Here is an 18448-nt window from a genome sequence, read left to right as displayed (position 1 = left end):
GAGTGCGTGGTCGATCTTTCCACGATGGAGTGAACCAGACATGAAGATGCGCACAGGACTGAGCATTGGAGCCGTCATCGGCACCGTGTTGCTCGGAGTAACCCTCGCACCAGCCAATGCCGCGGAAGTATTAGAAGTTGCGCCGGCAGATCCCTCTCCTCCGAGTCCAGATATGAATGTCGAAGACCCGCGCATTCTTGGTGGGGAACAGGCTGCTGTGAGTGATGCGCTTTCGATCCGCATTCCCGTCATGCGAGACCCGGCACTTGCCACGAGCACCGAACTTGAGAATGCGCAACCGTGGTCTCTCACGCTCAGCCGCACCGGCACATACGCCTACGCAACATCTCGCGCGTCTACAGACACCCCAGCGAACAGCTTCCGTGATCTGTATGTCTTTGATCTGGAATCACGCAAACACGTCAAGACGATCCGGTTCGACGTTCCCGGGCAGATTTCACCACTGTCTGCGGCGCGCGATGCTGACGTACTCGCGTTCTCCGTTGGTGGCACGCACGTGTTCACGCTCAACACCCTGACGAACGAGCTAGTCGGGGCGCCCCTGCCAGTTCCTTCGTCGAGTTCGTACCGTGACACCATCAGCACAGATGGCCAAAGCTATTACATGGCCGATGTGTACGGAACTGTCAGAAAGCTAGATCTCTCGACCGGCACGATCACCGCATCGCAGAGCATCGGGGTCGACCGTACTGGATCAATCACGTTGAGCGCCGATGGAAACTCCGTCATTGTCGGCTCAGGTGGACGTGCGTTTGATGGCGCGAGCATCACTGTTCTCAACGCGGCGACGCTTGCTATTGAGAACGGCCCCAACACTAACTTTGCTACCTGGCAGTTCGATCGGATTCGCTCAGACCTCAAGACCGGATCACTCTTTTCTACCGGCTATTCCTGGTATGTGGAGCGCTACGATCCGAATTCAGGCGAGCTCACCGGCTCGGTAGCCATCGCGCGGTACATGAATGACTTCATTGTGGATCCACGCAACGATCCGTCAGAAGGTAGCGCACGCGAAGATCGCGCCTGGGGTCTCACGACCGAATACGATCTTGTCGCCCCTGCAATCTTTGGCAATGAGGTCGCTGGCACCGAGGATCGGCGATCAGACAGCTTCCGCGACACCGACGGTGTCCCCATCTACATGGATCAGCGCGCTACGTGCGCCGACGAGGCCGCATTCCCAGAAAGCTGCACCGACATCGGCGAAATCGTTGTGAGCAACGGTGGCGGATCAGCACCCGACACCGACAACAGCATCACCGTGCTCTTGCCACCTGCAATCACCACACAGCCATTGAATGCCGCGGTCACTCGACTCGGCGACTCAGCCCGGTTCGCGGTGACGCTCGACGGGGTGAAACCAGACGCAGCCAGCAACATCACTTGGCAGTCCTCCCCCGACGGCACCGCCTGGACCGATCTCGATGAGCACTCCACCACGCTCGATGTAGAAGCAACCGAAGAGAGCGTCGCACTGCAGTACCGTCTCGCGTACGTCGACGACTTTTGGAATGTGTCTGGCGCATCTGAGCCTGTTTCAATCACCGGTCCCGCCCCGGTGATCACCTCACAAGCCCCACAGAACACCATGCGTGTTGGCGAACCGATCGCCCCGATCACACTCAGTGCGAACGCACAGGGCAAGCAAACCTGGTCGATGGACGGCCTGCCAGCAGGGGTCACCTTCAATGCGAACTCCAAGCTTTTGAGTGGCACTCCGACAGAAGCTGGCAACTACACGGTCGTCGCGACCGTTACTGATGTGTTCGGCAGTGCAACGCAGACCGTTGACGTGACGGTCGAAAAGGCCACTCCGGGGCCAGACCCGGAGCCAAAGCCAGACCCGGAGCCAAAGCCTGACCCGGAGCCAAAGCCGACTCCGGGCAACCCAGGAAACGGTGGGCACACCACCGGTGCCAGTAACCTCGCCCATACTGGCGGCGCAGGTTTGACCCTGGTTGCCGGGGCAGCTGGCCTTCTCACCATCATCGGGGCAGGCGCCGTCTTCCTCGCTCGCCGAGGCCGCGCATAGCGCTGTGGTGGGGCTGGATGCGGATCCGCGCCACGCCCCACCACCCCCCTCGCGCACTCGCGCACTCTCCTGCGAGAATCAGGGCATGACAACGAAGCCAACATTCAGCTCCACCTTCATCTTCGAGGTCGGCAATCTCACTGACGAGTTCCACCGCATCGATAGCGAGATTGCGCAGCGCGCACGTGAGATTCCGGGGTTCCTCGGCGAAGAAGCGTGGCACAACGAGGACACCGGCCTGCACGCAGAGGTGTACTACTGGTCGAGCATGGAGGCGCTGCGTGCGCTAGTATCCATGGACACCCATCAGCTCGCGAAGGCACGCTACGGCGAGTGGCTTGGCGAATACCGCGTGGTGATCTCCGAGGTCCAGGCGGTCTATGGCAACCCTGCGCTCGGTCTCGAGCACATTCCCGCTAGCGTCTAGGGTCCGCGGTGTCTCTTTTCACCGGCCTGAGTGCCTTCCCGCTCACCCCAATGAGCGCGGATCGCGTCGACGAAGCCGCATTCGCGGCCATCATGCAGCGCCTTGTCGCCGCCAGCGTTGACTCGATCACCGCGCTGGGATCTACCGGATCCTATGCCTATCTCACCCAAGAAGAACGTGCCAGCGTCACCAAACTTGCTGTGGACAACGCTGGAGATGTGCCTGTGTTCATCGGCGTTGGAGCGTTGCGCACAAGCCACATGCTTGAGAACGTTTCCGTCGCCGAGCGTGCTGGCGCCGCGGCCGTGCTCGTTGCACCTGTGAGTTACCAGCCGCTCACCCACGATGAGGTGTTTGATGTGTTCCGTGCGGCAACCGAGCGCTCATCGCTTCCCGTCATCGTCTACGACAACCCACGCACGACTCATTTCACCTTCGATCTCGACCTGTACGCACGCATCGCAGCGCTTCCTGGCATTGCTTCGATCAAGATTCCCGGGGTGCCCGGCGATCCGGCTGAGGCCGAAGCACACGTTTCCCGGATCCGCGCAGTCATACCGCCCCACGTCACCATCGGTGTCTCAGGCGACCAGAGTGCAGCGACCGGGCTGGTGGCCGGCTGTGACGCGTGGTACTCCGTGCTCGGTGGAACGCTCCCCGACCAAGCTCTCGCCCTGACCCGCGCAGCTCAGAGCGTACGCGCTGGCGACCCACAGAGCGCGGATCGTCTGCGCACTGTGACGAGCCAGCTCGCGCCGCTGTTGGATCTATTCACCGAGCTTGGCGGTAGCCTCCGCCCGATAGCAGCCGTTGCAGAGCTGTTGGGCTACGCGGAGCCGTCGTGCCTTCCGCTCCCCGTGCAGGGGCTCGGTGCAGCCGATCGTGATCTGGTTGCTCGGGCACTCGATGTCATGAGTATCAACGCGCACAACTGAGCACCCAGTCCCAGCCACAAACAAAGAACCCCGCCTCACTGAGGCGGGGTTAGTGGTGGATCCTGCGAGAATCGAACTCGCGACCTCCTGCTTGCAAAGCAGGCGCTCTACCAATTGAGCTAAGGACCCGTTGTCTGCTCGGATCTTCCCCGTGCGAACTCATTAACTATATCCCAGAATTTCGGGGAGTAAAAATCGGGCGCTAACTCATGGGCGTTTCGCGGATCTCTCGTGAGCGTGAGCGTGAGCGTCACCAGGTCCCAGCTCCCCAGACACAACAAAAGAACCCCACCTCTATGAGGTGGGGTTCTACCGTGGATCCTGCGAGAATCGAACTCGCGACCTCCTGCTTGCAAAGCAGGCGCTCTACCAATTGAGCTAAGGACCCGTTATCTGACCGGGAGGAACCCGTTCCGACTCAAGAAACTATAGCGCCTTCCCAGCCCTCAGTGCAAAATCGCGACACGCCGAGAGGCGAGCGAGGGCTTCTCACGAGGCCCGCGCAAAGTCCCCGCACGGTCTCACGGCCGTGTGCAACAGGACCCGGGCGGCTCGATCCGCCAACGGTGTGGACGGCGTTCATGCGCCGCCCACACCTCGGTGACTGCGTTGATTCACCGCGTTTCTGACCGGCTAGTTGTCAGCGATCGCGGCAATGACGTCTTCGAGTAGCACCACATCGGGCAGCTCGGGTGACTCAGGATCAAGCTTGATGAATTCACTCCCCCGGGTCTGCTCGTAGACGCCGGCATAGACACCGGTGACAGCGTACTTTCCAGTGGCGACTCCTGGCTCAAACTCGTACTCGGTCAGGAAGAGGAGATCTTTCTTCCCGGGCTGAAGCGCACCCTCGGCATGCTGCGTTCCTACGCTCATCACCGTCACCTGGTCCGTTGCAGAACCTTTCAGCACTTCACTCGGATGCACCACACGGTCAGTGAACGGGAGACCATCCAGTTCGGTTTCGGTGAACTCTTCGCTGATATCTGCGACAACGATCAGATCGCTCCCTGCGGCGAGATCCGCGATGGTGTCATACGTCATGATTCGACTGACTTCATAGCTCTCCACTGGCGCTTCAACGCTGCCAGCGACCGTACTCGCGCTCGCCCCCGAAGACGCACAACCGACGAGTCCTGTGAGGACAAGCGCCGCAGCACCCACTGCTGCGAACTTGCTTGCAAACATGTACCGCTCCCCTAGTAAATCTTGTTGATGCCGGCGATGTCATCCGCCCGCGGAGTTGAAATCTTGCACTGTGCATACCGCACCTGGCTCGAGCGGTGCATAACCGCGAGCTTGGAGCAGGTTCCAGTGTCCTTGTGGGCGAGGCCGAGCGCATGACCAATTTCATGCGTGAACACCGACTTCTTCGCCGCTGCCGGATAGCTATTGGTGTACTTCGTATTGAGCCACGCGAATGCGGTGGAGGTCCAGGCACCGTTCTTGCAGCCGGGCGCTTTGAGCGAGGTTCCGGACTTCATGATTCCGTCGAACCCGGTTGTCCCAAAGTTGCCATTCGCAACGGTGAGCTGTGCCCCCGTGGTCACCTTCTTGAAGGTGACCTTTGTGCTGGAATTCCATGCGCTCACGGCGCTCGATGCAGCAGAGCGATAGGCGGCGTCTGTAGTGGCGTCTTTCCAGAGCACAGTCCGCGTCTTGATCTTGCATCCTACGAAGTTTGCGGCTTCGGCCGCATCCCCGTTCACTACCGGGAATGAGACCGCGAGTAAAACCGCAAGAGTGCCAATCAGAACCTTCTTCATGCGTTCCCCTTATTCGGTAAGTACACCTCATCGTGACCTTGGAATTCAGTTTGGTAAAGCTATGAAGTTCACACAAGCGCGTTTATGTACAAGGCGTTGTTTCCCTAGTCATACGTTCATCTCTGGTGTAATTTCCCGATTTGGGGACGCGGATCGCAAGGCATGGCGCTCAGCCGCGCGAAATGGCCACGAGAGCGCCCAAACGGTGAGCGGCCAGAGCTGGGCGCCGAGTCGAAAGAAAGCCGCTGAGAGAGGCACATGCGACAGCTCGCCGTTACTCGAGAAGGCGCGGGGTTCTCGAAGGGACATGAGCCGGAATGGGCTGGAGGATCCGCCGCCGTGAAACACACGCAGAAATGACGAAAGGCAGTTGATTTCTCAACTGCCTTTCGGTTTTGGTGGGGCTACCAGGACTTGAACCTGGGACCTCTTCATTATCAGTGAAGCGCTCTAACCACCTGAGCTATAGCCCCGCAACCAAGAGTTAACTTTATACGGTCAATCCTTGGCCGGCAAAATCGACGCCGCCTGTTCGGCGTGTCTTAGTTGCTGGTGAAACCGAGCTGGAAGCCGCCAACAACCCGCACAATGAGGTTGTAGAGCAGCGCAGCGATCGCACCGAGTACGGTACCGACGACGACGTTCAATACGCCGACGATCACCGAGAAGCCGAAGACCTGGGCAAAGCCAAGGATGTTCAGCAAGCTGTACTCGCCACCGGTGATGTCCATGAAGAGCTGGTTGATCTGGTCAAGCACACCAGTCTGGACGAGCACGAAGTACACAAGGATCGTCGCGACGATGCTCACTACCGCGAGGCACACCGACACGAGGAACGAGAACTTCACGGCCGACCAGAAGTCGACGTAAACGAGCTTCAGGCGGACCTGCTTGGTCGGCGCCTTCTTACGGCTCTTGTTCGCGAGCTTGTCTGCGACTGTATTACTCATTCACGTTTTCCTTGTTCTCTGGGGTCTCAGATTCAGAATCTTCAGAGGTGCCCTCATCGAGACCGCGCTCCGAATTCCGCGCGATCCCAATAATACGATCCTGCTCTGGGAACCGTGCAAACACGACGCCCATGGTGTTACGGCCCTTGGCAGGGACCTCGTTCACGTTTGAACGAACAACCTTGCCACTTGCGAGGACGACAAGAACCTCGTCGTCCTCCCCGACGATGAAGCCGCCGACAAGATCGCCGCGTTCCTCATCAAGCTTTGCAACCTTGATGCCGTAACCGCCGCGCTGCTGGACTCGGTACTCGTCTGCAGCGGTGCGCTTTGCGTAGCCGCCCTCGGTGACAACAAAGACAAATCCCTGATCATCGGTCAAACGCGAGGCCGCAAGCAGCGAATCTCCCTCACGGAAGTTCATACCGCGAACACCGCTGGTCGAGCGACCCATCGGACGGAGCGCATCATCGCTCGCCGTGAAGCGGATCGACATTCCGTGCTTCGAAATCATCAGAATGTCATCATCAGCCTCTGCAACCAACGCAGAAATGAGCTCGTCACCCTCGCGGAGCTTGATCGCGATAATGCCGCCGGTACGGTTTGTGTCGTACTCAGCAAGCGCCGTCTTCTTTACCAGACCGTTACGGGTTGCAAGCAGCAGGTAGCCGGCATCCGAGTAGTCACGGAGGTCGAGAATCTGCGTCACCGTCTCATCAGGCGCAAGCGCGAGCAGATTTGCAAGGTGTTGGCCCTTCGCGTCACGACCACCCTCAGCGAGCTCGTACGCCTTCGCACGATACACACGGCCGGTGTTCGTGAAGAACAACAGCCAATGATGCGTCGTGGTCACGAAGAAGTGCTCAACGATGTCGTCAGCACGCAGCTGCGCGCCCTTGACACCCTTGCCGCCGCGGTGCTGCGAACGGTAGTTGTCGATGCGCGTACGCTTCACGTAGCCGCCGCGAGTAACGGTGACAACCATTTCCTCTTCGGGAATGAGGTCTTCCATCGACATGTCGCCGTCGTAGCCGTGAAGAATCGTGGTGCGGCGATCGTCGCCGAACTTCTGCACGACCTCGTCAAGCTCCTCAGCGATGATCGAGCGCTGCTCTTCAGGCGAAGCGAGGATGCCCTCGTAGTCCTTAATGAGTGCTTCGAGCTTTGCCGCGAGATCAAGGATCTTCTGGCGCTCCAGCGCTGCAAGTCGACGCAGCTGGAGGGCAAGAATTGCGTCAGCCTGAATCTGATCGACGTCGAGGAGTGCCATGAGGCCCTCACGAGCCTCGTCGACCGTCGGCGATCGGCGGATCAGTGCGATGACCTCGTCAAGCGCATCGAGCGCCTTGAGGTAGCCACGCTGAATGTGTGCCTCAGCCTCAGCCTTCTTCAGGCGGTACTCGGTACGGCGGACGATGACCTCGACCTGGTGACGTACCCAGTAGGTAATGAAACCGTCGAGCGGCAGCGTGCGGGGCACACCGTCGACGATGGCAAGCATGTTCGCGCCGAAGTTCTCCTGCAGCTGCGTGTGCTTGTACAGGTTATTCAGTACTACCTTTGCGATCGCATCGCGCTTGAGCACGATGACGAGGCGCTGACCGGTACGACCACTGGTCTCATCGCGAATATCCGCGATGCCCTGGATCTTACCTTCCTTCACGAGGTCGGCAATCTTGATCGCGAGGTTATCCGGGTTCACCTGGTACGGGAGCTCGGTAACTACGAGGCAGGTACGACCGTGGATCTCTTCGATCTCCACAACCGCACGCATGGTGATCGATCCGCGTCCCGTCGTGTACGCATCGCGGATACCGCGGGTACCGAGGATGCGCGCACCCGTCGGGAAATCGGGACCCGATACGCGCTCCATGAGGGCTTCGAGAAGCTCTTCCTTAGAAGCGTCGGGGTTCTCAAGGTGCCACTTCGCAGCGCTTGCAACCTCACGGAGGTTGTGCGGCGGAATGTTCGTCGCCATGCCGACCGCGATACCCACCGAGCCGTTCACCAGCAGGTTCGGGAATCGCGCCGTCAGAACCGTGGGCTCCTGGGTACGACCATCGTAGTTGTCCTGGAAATCGACGGTGTCTTCATCAATATCGCGCACCATCTCCATGGCGAGCTGGGACATCTTGGTCTCGGTGTAACGGTGTGCAGCAGCGCCGTCGTTACCCGGCGAACCGAAGTTACCCTGACCAAGCGCAAGCGGGTACCGCATTGCCCATGGCTGCACGAGGCGAACCAGGGAGTCGTACACCGCCGAGTCACCGTGCGGGTGGAACTGACCCATGACGTCACCGATTACACGGGTGCACTTCGAGAATGCCTTGTCCGGTCGGTAGCCACCGTCGTACATCGTGTAGATCACACGACGGTGAACGGGCTTCAAGCCGTCACGAACGTCAGGAAGCGCACGACCGACGATCACGCTCATTGCGTAATCGAGGTACGAACGCTGCATCTCGGTCTTCAGCTCGATCTGCTCGATGCGTCCCTTGGGTGCATCGGTGCCGGTGTGCTCAGTGCTCACGCTCTCGACCTCCGGGGTCTCATTGTTAGATGTCAAGGAAACGCACATCCTTCGCGTTCTGCTGAATGAAGCCACGACGTGCTTCCACGTCCTCGCCCATCAGCGTTGCAAATACCTCGTCAGCGACGGCGGCGTCATCCATAGTGACCTGGAGGAGCGTACGCGTCTCGGGGTTCATCGTGGTCTCCCAGAGCTCTTCGTAGTTCATCTCACCAAGACCCTTGTAGCGCTGCACGCCGCTCTCCTTCTGGAGGCGCTTGCCCGAAGCGGCGCCGGCCGCGAGGGCCGCGTCACGCGCTTCATCACTGAAGACATACTCGTGATCCGCGTTGGTCCACTTGATGCGGTACAGCGGCGGCTGAGCGAGGTACACGTAGCCCATATCAATCAGCGGACGCATGTAGCGGAAGAGCAGCGTCAGCAGCAGCGTAGTGATGTGCTGACCATCGACATCAGCATCGGCCATGAGGACGATCTTGTGGTAGCGCGCCTTCTCTGCGTCGAAGTCTTCGCCAATGCCCGCGCCGAACGCGGTGATCATTGCCTGAACCTCTGCATTGTTGAGTGCGCGATCAAGGCGTGCCTTCTCAACGTTCAGAATCTTGCCGCGAAGGGGCAGAATTGCCTGGGTCTCGGGGTTACGTCCGGTCTTTGCCGAGCCACCTGCCGAGTCGCCCTCCACAATGAAGATTTCGGAAACGACGGGATCCTTGCTCGTGCAGTCCGAAAGTTTGCCGGGCATGCCGCCCGACTCGAGGAGGCCCTTGCGGCGGGCAGTCTCGCGCGCCTTACGCGCAGCGAGACGAGCAGTCGCAGCCTGGATAGCCTTACGGATAATGTCCTTCGCGGGGCCGGGGTTGCGCTCGAGCCAGTCGCCCAACTCGGTCGAGACGACCTTCTGGACGTACGCCTTTGCTTCGGTGTTACCGAGCTTGGTCTTTGTCTGGCCTTCGAACTGAGGCTCCCCCAGCTTGACCGAGATAACCGCAGTCAAACCCTCACGAACGTCATCGCCAGAAAGATTGTCGTCCTTCTCTCGGAGGATATTCTTCTCACGCGCGTACTTGTTCACCAATGTGGTGAGTGCCGCACGGAAACCTTCCTCGTGAGTACCACCCTCATGCGTATTGATGGTGTTCGCGTAGGTGTACACGCTCTCTGAGTACGATGTAGTCCACTGCATCGAGATCTCTGCCGAGATCTTTCGTTCAGTGTCTTCTGATTCGAACGAGATGATGTCGTCGTGAACGACCTCTGCACGCTTCGAAGCGTTGAGGTGTCGGACGTAGTCCTCAATGCCACGCTCGTACATGAAGCTGTCATGCTGCGGAGCGGGTGCTACGAGCTCGCCGTCTGCGTTCTCCACTGGCTCCTGCGGGCGAAGATCCGTGAGCTCAATGCGCAAGCCCTTGTTCAGGAACGCCATCTGCTGGAAGCGAGTGCGAAGAGTGTCGTAGTCGAACTCAATCGTCTCGAAGATCTCAGCGCTCGGCCAGAACGTAATGGTGGTACCTGTAGCGTCGGTAGCTTCACCCTGCGCGAGCGGTGCGTCCGGGACACTGTTCGTGAACGACATGTTCCACGTGAAACCCTGACGCTTTACGGCGACATCAAAACGAGTCGAAAGCGCGTTTACCACCGAGGAGCCAACGCCATGGAGGCCACCCGACACTGCGTAGCCGCCACCGCCGAACTTGCCACCCGCGTGAAGAACTGTGAGGACCACCTCGACGGTCGAGCGGCCTTCGGTGGGGTGCTCATCAACTGGAATACCGCGGCCATTATCGATTACTCGAACACCACCGTCTTCCAGAATGGTGACTGAGATGGTGTCGCAGTATCCCGCGAGCGCCTCATCGACAGAGTTATCTACGATCTCGTACACCAGGTGGTGCAGGCCACGGGGACCGGTCGAGCCGATGTACATACCGGGGCGCTTGCGAACTGCTTCGAGACCCTCGAGCACTTGGATGTTATCCGCACCGTACTCTTGGGTTTGCTGCTCTGAACTCATGTTGCGTTACACACTCTCTGTGGATCGCCAGGCGACAGAATTGTCGCGGCACACTTCAGTACCCAAGTCTACCCTTTTTGAGGCGAAATACGGCCATTTGCGTGCGTTCTGAGACATGTTTTGCGGCACGGCTCCGTCATAATTTCAGTTTCCGAAGAAGCCTGTCCACCAGAACGGCCCTAGCTGCCCATCTAAGAAAACACGGTTTCTGGTTTTCTTAAGCTAGATGGGGTAAACGTCTGATGAGCGAACCGCCGGTGTTTCACGTGAAACGAGTTAACCCAGATGCGCTCCATGGGAGAATGAGCCAAGATGGACTCCAGATCCAGTCGAAACCGCAGAATCGATCTGAGAAAACTATCCGTAGGTGTCTCGGGGGCCTCTACCAGGCACAACTCGTCGACCATGCCGCCAGGTTGGAGCCCCCGGAGCCATGAACTTGATATCGCGAATCTCGGAATCTGGATAGTCAATCAGAATTCGGGTAACGAGTTCAGCACGCAACCGTCGGAGCTCAGTCGCCCAGGTCGTCGAATCGCACTGCACCTGGAGGATGCCATTCTCGATGCCGACCACGGTCGTGTGTGCGGCGGTGGACTCCCCCGCGAATGCAGGCCACTCGGACACCAGGCGAGCCTGATCAAGCTCACCACGCCATCCCATGTCTTGCGCGACGACATCGAGAAGGTCGCCGAGCGCGCGCGGGTCCCGTCCCTTGGCGAAGGGACGAGTGATCCCTTCGCCATCTTGGGCGGCAAGACGACGGCGTCGCATAGGACGCCCCTTCCATACCGACTTCGCACGCAGGTATGCGTCGGCAGAGAAGCCTGGACTACCTGGCGCCACCATCCCTAAGCTTCCTCTACAAGCTCGCCGGCGATGACCTGTACTTCGTGCCAGTCCAGCCCTGCGGGGATATCTTCACGGACAGCGGAGGTGACAATAACCTGCTCAAAATCACTCACCGCATGCATCAGGCGCTCACGACGCCCAGCATCCAACTCAGCAAAGACGTCATCGAGCAGAATCACGGGATCGCCGGCAGAAGACTCTGCGCGAAGGACATTAGCGAGTCCTACCTTGAGAGCGAGCGCGAATGACCACGACTCACCATGGCTCGCGTATCCCTTTACTGGCAACGAATTAAGCGAAAGCAGAATGTCATCGCGATGGGGTCCAACCAGAGTCACTCCACGATCAAACTCGCGCTGTCGTACCAGTTGAATTGCCTCGTGGAACTGCTCAGTGAGCGTTTCACGTGAAACCAATGACTCCTCTATTGTCCGAGAAGCGTGCGAAGTGCGGACCCCTGTTTCACGTGAAACACGATGCGAACTTGATCCCTCGAGTACGTCAGCAACTGATTCGAAGACACGCATCGTGGGTGAATGGTCCGCCCCGACAAGTGAAGTGTAGGCGTCGCGCATGGGTGTTTCGAGGTCGGTGATTAAATCACGACGTGCCAACATGATTCGCACACCGTGCTCAACGAGCTGCTCATCCCAAACGGAGAGAGTCGACTCAATAGCCGACCGTGGCTGTGTGCGCGCCGACTTAAGTAGCGCAGTGCGCTGTTTGACGATCTTCTCGTAGTCATTCAGAGCTCCGCCGGCAACCGGAAGGCGTGCCGCGAGTGCATCATCCATGAAGCGACGACGTACGGATGGTTCACCACGAACGATCGTAAGATCCTCCGGTGCGAACAGAACTGAGGAGAACCAGCGAGTGAGCTCACGTGCGCGAACAGGATTTCCGTTCAACTGCGCACGATTAGCGCCAACGCGGTTGATCTGAGCCTCGAGAATGACGTCGCGATCCCCCGCTGCGACCTTCATGCGTGCAATTGCTGCCGGTGCATCTCCGCGTACCATCGCGGCATCCGTGCTCACACGGTGTGATCGAAGCGTCGAGAAGAACCCGATTGCCTCAACAAGGTTGGTCTTGCCCTGTCCATTCTTACCGAAGAGCAGGTTCGGTCCCGGTTTGAGCGGGAGTTCCGCAGAAACGTAGTTCCGAAAATCCTTCAGAGAAAGGTGCGCGACGCGCAACGCTGCCTCTTATCGGAGCAGCAGGTTAGGCTGCAGCAGGTAGCGGAAGCTCTCATCATCAGCCTCGTCCTTGCTGCGCTGGCTCGTGATGAGCACGGGCCCCGGCTTTCCCGGATTGTCGGTACGAGTGAAGCCAATGCGGGCAAACTCTGCATGAGTCGAACGCAAGCCATCGAGCAAGAACTGCGGCTTGAGCGAAACGATCATGTCGTCACCAACGAGATGTGCATCAACGGTTTCCTGAGCCTGAGCCGACTCCGTACCCGCAGCCTCGAGCACCACAGTTCCTTCGCTGAAGGAGAAACGGAGCGCCGCCTCGCGCTCGAGAACAAGCCCGACGCGGCCTACAGCCTCGATCAGTTCGCTCGTGCTCATAACCGCGTAATTCGTCACCTGATCAGGGAAAAGGCGGCCAACGGGCGGGTAATTGCCCTTGATGAGAAGCGAGGTTACCGTCTTGTTGCCACCGCTGAAGGCGATGAGCTCACGCTCACCATCCTTGATGATGGAAAGTCGAACCTGACCCTCATTCGAGAAGGTCTTTCCGACCTCGGTGACGATCTTCGCCGGCACCAGTGCCTGAGAAGGAACGTTCTCAGACTGCTGCTCCCAATCGATGCCGCGGGTAGCCACACGGTAACGGTCGGTAGCAGTCAGGGTCAGTACGTTTTCTGCGATGTCGAAAAGTACACCGGTGATTACCGGAGTGACATCATCCTTTGACGCAGCAAGTGCGACCTGAGAAATTGCCTTCGCAAATTCATCTGCGGGAACGACACCTGAAACAGTGTCCACAACAGGAACCTGCGGATACTCCTCAACTGGCATCGCGGGCAGGCTGAAGGATGAGGATCCACATCGAACCTCAACGCGGCTCTCCACGAGAGAGATTTCAACATCAGAGTGGGGCAAACGGTTCGCAATTTCGCCAAGAAGGCGTCCTGAAACCAACGCACGTCCAGCGGTGCTTACCTCTGCAGCGATTTCCGTGCGTGAGGAGACCTCATAGTCAAAAGACGAAATCGTCAGTGACTGATTCTCAGCCTCGAGAAGCACACCGCTCAACAATGGCTGAGTTGGTCGCTGAGGCAAAAGCTTCGCTGCAAACGAAACGGCATCGCTGAATACATCCCGATGGACCGTAAAACGCATATTGCATCCCTTTCGAAGCTGAGAGTGAGGGCTTGTGCCCAGACTCACATATCTTTGCACATTCCAAGATTCTTGGCATTCGTGTCGAGCACTTCGCCGTCGGTAAAGAGTGATGGAGTGCCCATGAAAGTTAACAAGAATCTGTAATCGTAATAGGCCCTGTGGATACTGTGGATAACTTCGCCGAAGCTAATAATTACAAGGGAACTACACGAATGTCACCTGTTGAAGGATCTTGAATACCTCCACATCCTTGTGATTCCGCGAAACTTACAAAAACCACGCAATTCACAAGCAACCGGCCTGAGTGCACAATTTTTGTGAACTTGTCCACAGTTATCCACAGGCACCATGTTGAGAATGACAAATCTTTTGTAAAAACCCCGGGTGAACGCGGTGTTACGAGGCGCTTTGCTTGATGCGAGTGGTGAGTTCCGTGACCTGGTTGTACACGGAGCGGCGCTCGGCAATCAGCTGCGTAATTTTCTTGTGGGCGTACATCACCGTGGTGTGATCACGCCCGCCAAAAAGCTGACCGATTTTCGGAAGTGAAAGAGGCGTCAGTTCTCGGCAGAGGTACATTGCGATCTGTCGCGCAAGCGCAATTTGCTGTGCGCGCGATGGTCCATAGAGATCATCAACGGCGAGATCGAAGTAGTCAGCGGTTTGGCTAATGATCGATGACGGTTGAACTTCGTTGTCAGCATCGAGAGTGATGAGATCTTTGAGGACGGTGTGCACCAGCGCCATGTCAATTCGCTGCTGGTTCAGGCTCGCGTATGCCGTCACGCGGATCAGCGTGCCTTCGAGCTCGCGAATGTTTGACGAGAACTTACTCGCGATGAATTCGAGGATGTTGTCATCTACCTCAAGGCGTTCGCGCTGTGCCTTCTTACGAAGAATCGCGATTCGAGTTTCGAGGTCGGGAACCTGAATATCGGTGAGAAGACCCCACTCAAAACGTGAAAGCATGCGCTCTTCAAAACCGCGAAGCTGCTTCGGCTGCACATCACTCGTGATGACGACCTGCTTGTTGTGATCATGCAGGGTGTTGAATGTGTGGAAGAACGCTTCCTGCGTTTCAACCTTGTCGGCCAAGAACTGGATGTCGTCAATGAGGAGCACATCGACGCTGCGGTATCGAGCGTGGAACGCCGATCCTTGGTTATTCGCGATCGAGTTAATGAAATCGTTCGTGAAATCTTCCGAGCTCACGTACTTCACCTGAATATCGGGGAAGAGCTCGATCGCGTAGTGGCCAATTGCGTGAAGCAGGTGAGTCTTGCCCAAACCTGAGTCACCATAAATGAACAACGGGTTGTAGGCACGGGCCGGCGCTTCTGCGACAGCAACGGCCGCAGCGTGAGCAAACCGGTTTGACTGACCAATAACGAAACTATCGAAGCGATACTTCTCGTTGAGTCGTGGTGGCTCCACCTGTGAGCGCGATTGTGCGCGAACGGAAGGAGTTTCCACTGGGCGACTCGGCTCCACGGGACGCGCAGAATCGTTTCTGGAGGACGAAAACTCGGAAATATCGCTTCCAGAGCCCGAAGTGGGCCGGGAAACGTCAAAAGTCTTCTCCTCAAACGATTCTGGCTCGAGAACAGGCTGAGCATCTGCGTCGACAATGACGATGAAGCTCTGAATCGGTTCTGCGCCGGGCACTTCAGCGAGTGCCTCCATGATCGCGGGGCGAAGTCGGTTCTCCAGAAGCTTCAGGGTGAACTCAAGCTGAACCGCAAGATACAACGTGCCTGCAGCCAGTCCTCGCGGGAAAGCGAGAGCAAGCTGAGCGCCAACTGCCGGCCCCACTGCGGGATTCGACATCACAATTCGAGTGACTTCCTCCCAGATTTCGCTGAGTTCCGCGTCGTTCAATGCACACCTCTAGAAATCTGTGGACAAAAGTTATACCCAAGCATCGAGCTATATGTGAATAACTCAAAAAATCGCGCGGATATGCGGCAAAGTGCCGCTTTTTCCACGTTACCCACAGATTTGTCCACAGGCAAGTCCACAAAGGCGGGTTTACCTGAGAGTGTCTCCAAGGTGGCTCACATTGACGCACGTTCAATTCCCGCGTAAACTCAATACCTTGTATGGGCGCCCGCTCGCCTGACGTGCTGCGTAAGCAAACGTCAGAACGAATGCTGAGTGCCTAGCGTCCGACTTCCTCTTCGCCTGGAGCGCAAGGGGATCTGTTCCAAAAGTCACGGAGTCTGCATTATGACCAAGCGTACGTTCCAGCCCAATAACCGCCGCCGCGCAAAGAACCACGGTTTCCGCGCACGCATGCGCACCCGCGCAGGCCGCGCAATCCTCGCGGCACGCCGCGGCAAGGGCCGCACGAAGCTCAGCGCGTAATTCTCGAAACCGGGGTGCGTCATGCCGTCACGGCAACACCGCATTACTCGGGGAGATGATTACCGCCAGACCGTCAGGTCTGGACGCCGCGTGGGAGGTGCTTTTTGCATCACCCACGCGGTTTCTCATTCTCGGGGGGCTGAATCAGTTCCCCAGGAATCATCTCCTGCGAGGTTCGGCTACATCGTTTCGAAAGCGGTGGGCAATTCCGTCACCAGGAATCTCCTGCGTCGGCGCATGAAGACCATTTCAGAGCGCCTCATTCATGAAGGCCTTGTGAACGTGGACATCGTGTTCCGCGCACTTCCAGCGTGCGCGGATGCGTCCTTCGTCGACCTCGAAGCTGAGCTTCGGCGCGGTGTGGCGAAGGCGATGGAGCCGCGGGCCCGAGGCGAACGACGATGATTCGGCGGATCGTGATGGAGCTGTGGTTGCTCCCCCGCAACATCGCGATCGCGATCATGAAGCTCTACCGACTCGCGATATCCCCCCTCTATGGAGATGTCTGCAGGTATTACCCGTCATGTTCCCGGTACTCTGTAGAGGCATACCAACAGCGCGGTTTCGTCACCGGAGTCGCGTTGACGCTGTGGCGCCTGCTCAGGTGTAATCCCTGGAGCTCGGGAGGCATCGATGATGTCCGACCGCCCCGCCGCGTAACAACTGAACTTAATTCCAGCGGATACGTCCGCCCGCTTGACCGAAAGGCCTGATCAGGTGCAATTCTTCGAGACAATTCTGTGGCCACTCCGGTGGCTCGTTGAGCTTGTGCTGGCGGTCTGGCACCGCGCATTCACCTTCATTGGCATGGATGCTGATTCGGGTCTGACCTGGGTCCTTTCGATCATCGGTCTCGTCATCGTCGTGCGTGCGGCACTCGTGCCCGTGACGGTTCGCCAGATCAAGTCGCAGCGTCGCATGATGGATCTTGCGCCTGAGATGAAGAAGATCCAGGCGAAGTACAAGGGCAAGAAGGACCAGTACTCGCGCGAGGCCATGAGCCGCGAGACGATGGCGCTCTACAAGAAGCACGGTACGAACCCGTTCGCTTCGTGCCTGCCGATCCTGATCCAGATGCCGATCTTCTTCTCGCTGTTCTACGTGCTGCGTCAGGCATCGGGTGCGATGGGCTCCGGCGCGGGTGACGGCAAGGGCCAGGCCGGCATCGGCGCAATGACGCAGGAGCTGACTGACAGCTTCAATAGTGCAACGCTCTTCGGCGCTCCGCTGAAGATGACCTTCACTCAGGGCTGGGAAGCTCAGAACTGGGTTGTTGTTGTTCTTCTCGGCGCGATCGTGATCCTCATGATCGCTTCGCAGTTCTTCACCCAGCTGCAGATCATGTCGAAGAACGTTTCTGACGAGACGAAGAACTCGCCGATGTACCGCCAGCAGAAGATGTTCCTCTACATCATTCCGTTCGCGTTCCTCTTCTCGGGTGTTACCTTCCCGCTCGCACTGAACATTTACTGGTTCACGTCGAACATCTGGACCATGGGTCAGCAGGCGATCGTCATCAACAAGATGCCGACCCCGGGCAGTGACGCATGGCGCGCACGCCAGGCTCGCCTCAAGGCGAAGGGCAAGCTCACTGATGAGGAGCGTGCAGAGCTCGACAAGATCGAGAACCCCGAGATCAGCCAGGGCCAGCGTCAGCAGCCGGTGAGCTCGAAGCGCGCGAAGAAGAAGAAGTAAGTAGGCGTACGGTGACGAACGAAACTCCAATCGAGCAGCCCGAAGAGCTCTCGCTCGAGGCACTTGAGGCTGACGGCGATCTCGCCGCAGATTACCTCGAGGGACTGCTTGACATCGCAGATCTCGACGGTGACCTTGATATCGAGGTGCGTAACCAGCGTGCATACGTTTCGGTGACCGGTGGCGACACTGGCCTCGACGCGCTCGCTCACCCGGACGCAGTGCAGGCACTGCAGGATCTGACCCGCCTTGCGGTGCAGGCCAAGACCGGTCGCTTCACTCGCCTGATCGTCGATATCGGCGGATCGCGCGATGCCCGTGCACAGCAGCTGACGTCGCTCGTCGACGCCGCGATCGCTCAGATTGCTGCTGGCAAGGACGAGGTCGCCCTCGAAGCGATGTCTTCATACGAGCGCAAGCTCGTTCACGACGAGGTCGCAGAACGCGGCTACGTCTCGGAATCGATCGGCGAGGGCCGCGGCCGTCGCCTCGTTATTCGACCCGCCTAACG

17 protein-coding genes and 3 tRNA genes are annotated in these 18448 nt (G+C 58.2%); 8 read left to right on the top strand and 12 right to left on the bottom strand.

Features of this window, described 5'->3' with window-relative positions:
* The first annotated feature begins 40 nt into the window (after positions 1-40).
* The 3 genes from ICM05_RS11690 (at position 41) to ICM05_RS11680 (ending at position 3415) form a co-directional block, all read left to right on the top strand.
* On the top strand, positions 41-2053 hold the full coding sequence (locus ICM05_RS11690) for an Ig domain-containing protein (RefSeq protein WP_188024806.1): 2013 nt from the start codon (positions 41-43) through the stop codon (positions 2051-2053).
* 85 nt (positions 2054-2138) lie between these two features.
* Positions 2139-2480: an antibiotic biosynthesis monooxygenase gene (locus ICM05_RS11685; RefSeq protein WP_188024805.1), complete on the top strand. Its 342-nt coding sequence runs from the start codon at positions 2139-2141 to the stop codon at positions 2478-2480.
* Positions 2481-2488: 8 nt separating this feature from the next.
* Positions 2489-3415 (top strand): dihydrodipicolinate synthase family protein, encoded by a 927-nt coding sequence (locus ICM05_RS11680; protein ID WP_188024804.1) that lies wholly within the window; start codon positions 2489-2491, stop codon positions 3413-3415.
* Positions 3416-3468: 53 nt separating this feature from the next.
* On the opposite strand, the gene ICM05_RS11675 is transcribed toward ICM05_RS11680, so the two are convergent.
* From ICM05_RS11675 to dnaA, 12 genes are all read right to left on the bottom strand, one after another.
* Positions 3469-3544: transfer RNA gene (locus ICM05_RS11675), tRNA-Ala, on the bottom strand.
* Positions 3545-3730: 186 nt separating this feature from the next.
* Positions 3731-3803 (bottom strand) — tRNA-Ala (locus ICM05_RS11670).
* A gap of 245 nt (positions 3804-4048) precedes the next feature.
* Positions 4049-4603, bottom strand: coding sequence for a hypothetical protein (locus tag ICM05_RS11665; protein WP_188024803.1), 555 nt, complete (start codon positions 4601-4603; stop codon positions 4049-4051).
* Positions 4604-4614: 11 nt separating this feature from the next.
* Complete coding sequence (locus tag ICM05_RS11660; protein ID WP_188024802.1) at positions 4615-5181, bottom strand: M57 family metalloprotease; 567 nt, start codon at positions 5179-5181, stop codon at positions 4615-4617.
* A gap of 396 nt (positions 5182-5577) precedes the next feature.
* Positions 5578-5654: transfer RNA gene (locus tag ICM05_RS11655), tRNA-Ile, on the bottom strand.
* A gap of 69 nt (positions 5655-5723) precedes the next feature.
* Positions 5724-6131 carry a DUF3566 domain-containing protein gene (locus tag ICM05_RS11650; protein WP_188024801.1) on the bottom strand — a complete coding sequence of 136 codons (408 nt, stop codon included), beginning with the start codon at positions 6129-6131 and terminating at the stop codon, positions 5724-5726.
* Positions 6124-8709, bottom strand: a complete 2586-nt coding sequence (gene gyrA / locus ICM05_RS11645; protein WP_188024800.1) for a DNA gyrase subunit A — start codon at positions 8707-8709, stop codon at positions 6124-6126. Before gyrA ends, ICM05_RS11650 begins: the two co-directional genes overlap by 8 nt.
* The gene (gyrB, locus tag ICM05_RS11640; protein WP_188024799.1) at positions 8687-10675 is read right to left on the bottom strand and encodes a DNA topoisomerase (ATP-hydrolyzing) subunit B; all 1989 of its coding nucleotides are present in this window, start codon (positions 10673-10675) and stop codon (positions 8687-8689) included. The genes gyrA and gyrB overlap by 23 nt, the downstream gene beginning before the upstream one ends.
* A 357-nt stretch (positions 10676-11032) precedes the next feature.
* A complete protein-coding gene (locus ICM05_RS11635; protein WP_251364655.1) occupies positions 11033-11449 on the bottom strand; it encodes a DUF721 domain-containing protein in 417 nt (138 codons plus the stop codon).
* 77 nt (positions 11450-11526) lie between these two features.
* Positions 11527-12723: a DNA replication/repair protein RecF gene (gene recF / locus ICM05_RS11630; protein WP_188024797.1), complete on the bottom strand. Its 1197-nt coding sequence runs from the start codon at positions 12721-12723 to the stop codon at positions 11527-11529.
* A gap of 9 nt (positions 12724-12732) precedes the next feature.
* Positions 12733-13875 (bottom strand): DNA polymerase III subunit beta, encoded by a 1143-nt coding sequence (dnaN, locus tag ICM05_RS11625; protein ID WP_188024796.1) that lies wholly within the window; start codon positions 13873-13875, stop codon positions 12733-12735.
* Positions 13876-14274: 399 nt separating this feature from the next.
* On the bottom strand, positions 14275-15705 hold the full coding sequence (gene dnaA, locus ICM05_RS11620; protein ID WP_215401778.1) for a chromosomal replication initiator protein DnaA: 1431 nt from the start codon (positions 15703-15705) through the stop codon (positions 14275-14277).
* A 399-nt stretch (positions 15706-16104) separates the two neighbouring features.
* On the opposite strand from dnaA, the gene rpmH reads away from it, so the two are divergent.
* From rpmH to ICM05_RS11595, 5 genes are read left to right on the top strand one after another with little or no spacing between them, the layout of a single operon-like run.
* Positions 16105-16242 (top strand): 50S ribosomal protein L34, encoded by a 138-nt coding sequence (gene rpmH, locus ICM05_RS11615; RefSeq protein ID WP_188024794.1) that lies wholly within the window; start codon positions 16105-16107, stop codon positions 16240-16242.
* Positions 16243-16263: 21 nt separating this feature from the next.
* Positions 16264-16647 (top strand): ribonuclease P protein component, encoded by a 384-nt coding sequence (rnpA, locus tag ICM05_RS11610; protein WP_188024793.1) that lies wholly within the window; start codon positions 16264-16266, stop codon positions 16645-16647.
* Complete coding sequence (gene yidD / locus ICM05_RS11605) at positions 16644-16955, top strand: membrane protein insertion efficiency factor YidD (RefSeq protein ID WP_188024792.1); 312 nt, start codon at positions 16644-16646, stop codon at positions 16953-16955. Before rnpA ends, yidD begins: the two co-directional genes overlap by 4 nt.
* Before the next feature lie 4 nt (positions 16956-16959).
* Positions 16960-17937 (top strand): membrane protein insertase YidC, encoded by a 978-nt coding sequence (gene yidC, locus ICM05_RS11600; protein WP_188024845.1) that lies wholly within the window; start codon positions 16960-16962, stop codon positions 17935-17937.
* A gap of 11 nt (positions 17938-17948) precedes the next feature.
* The gene (locus ICM05_RS11595) at positions 17949-18446 is read left to right on the top strand and encodes a R3H domain-containing nucleic acid-binding protein (RefSeq protein ID WP_188024791.1); all 498 of its coding nucleotides are present in this window, start codon (positions 17949-17951) and stop codon (positions 18444-18446) included.
* Positions 18447-18448 lie beyond the last annotated feature (2 nt).

This window comes from Leucobacter sp. cx-42, from assembly GCF_014529985.1.
Lineage (GTDB): Bacteria > Actinomycetota > Actinomycetes > Actinomycetales > Microbacteriaceae > Leucobacter.
This window is presented reverse-complemented; position numbering and strand designations above follow the sequence as displayed.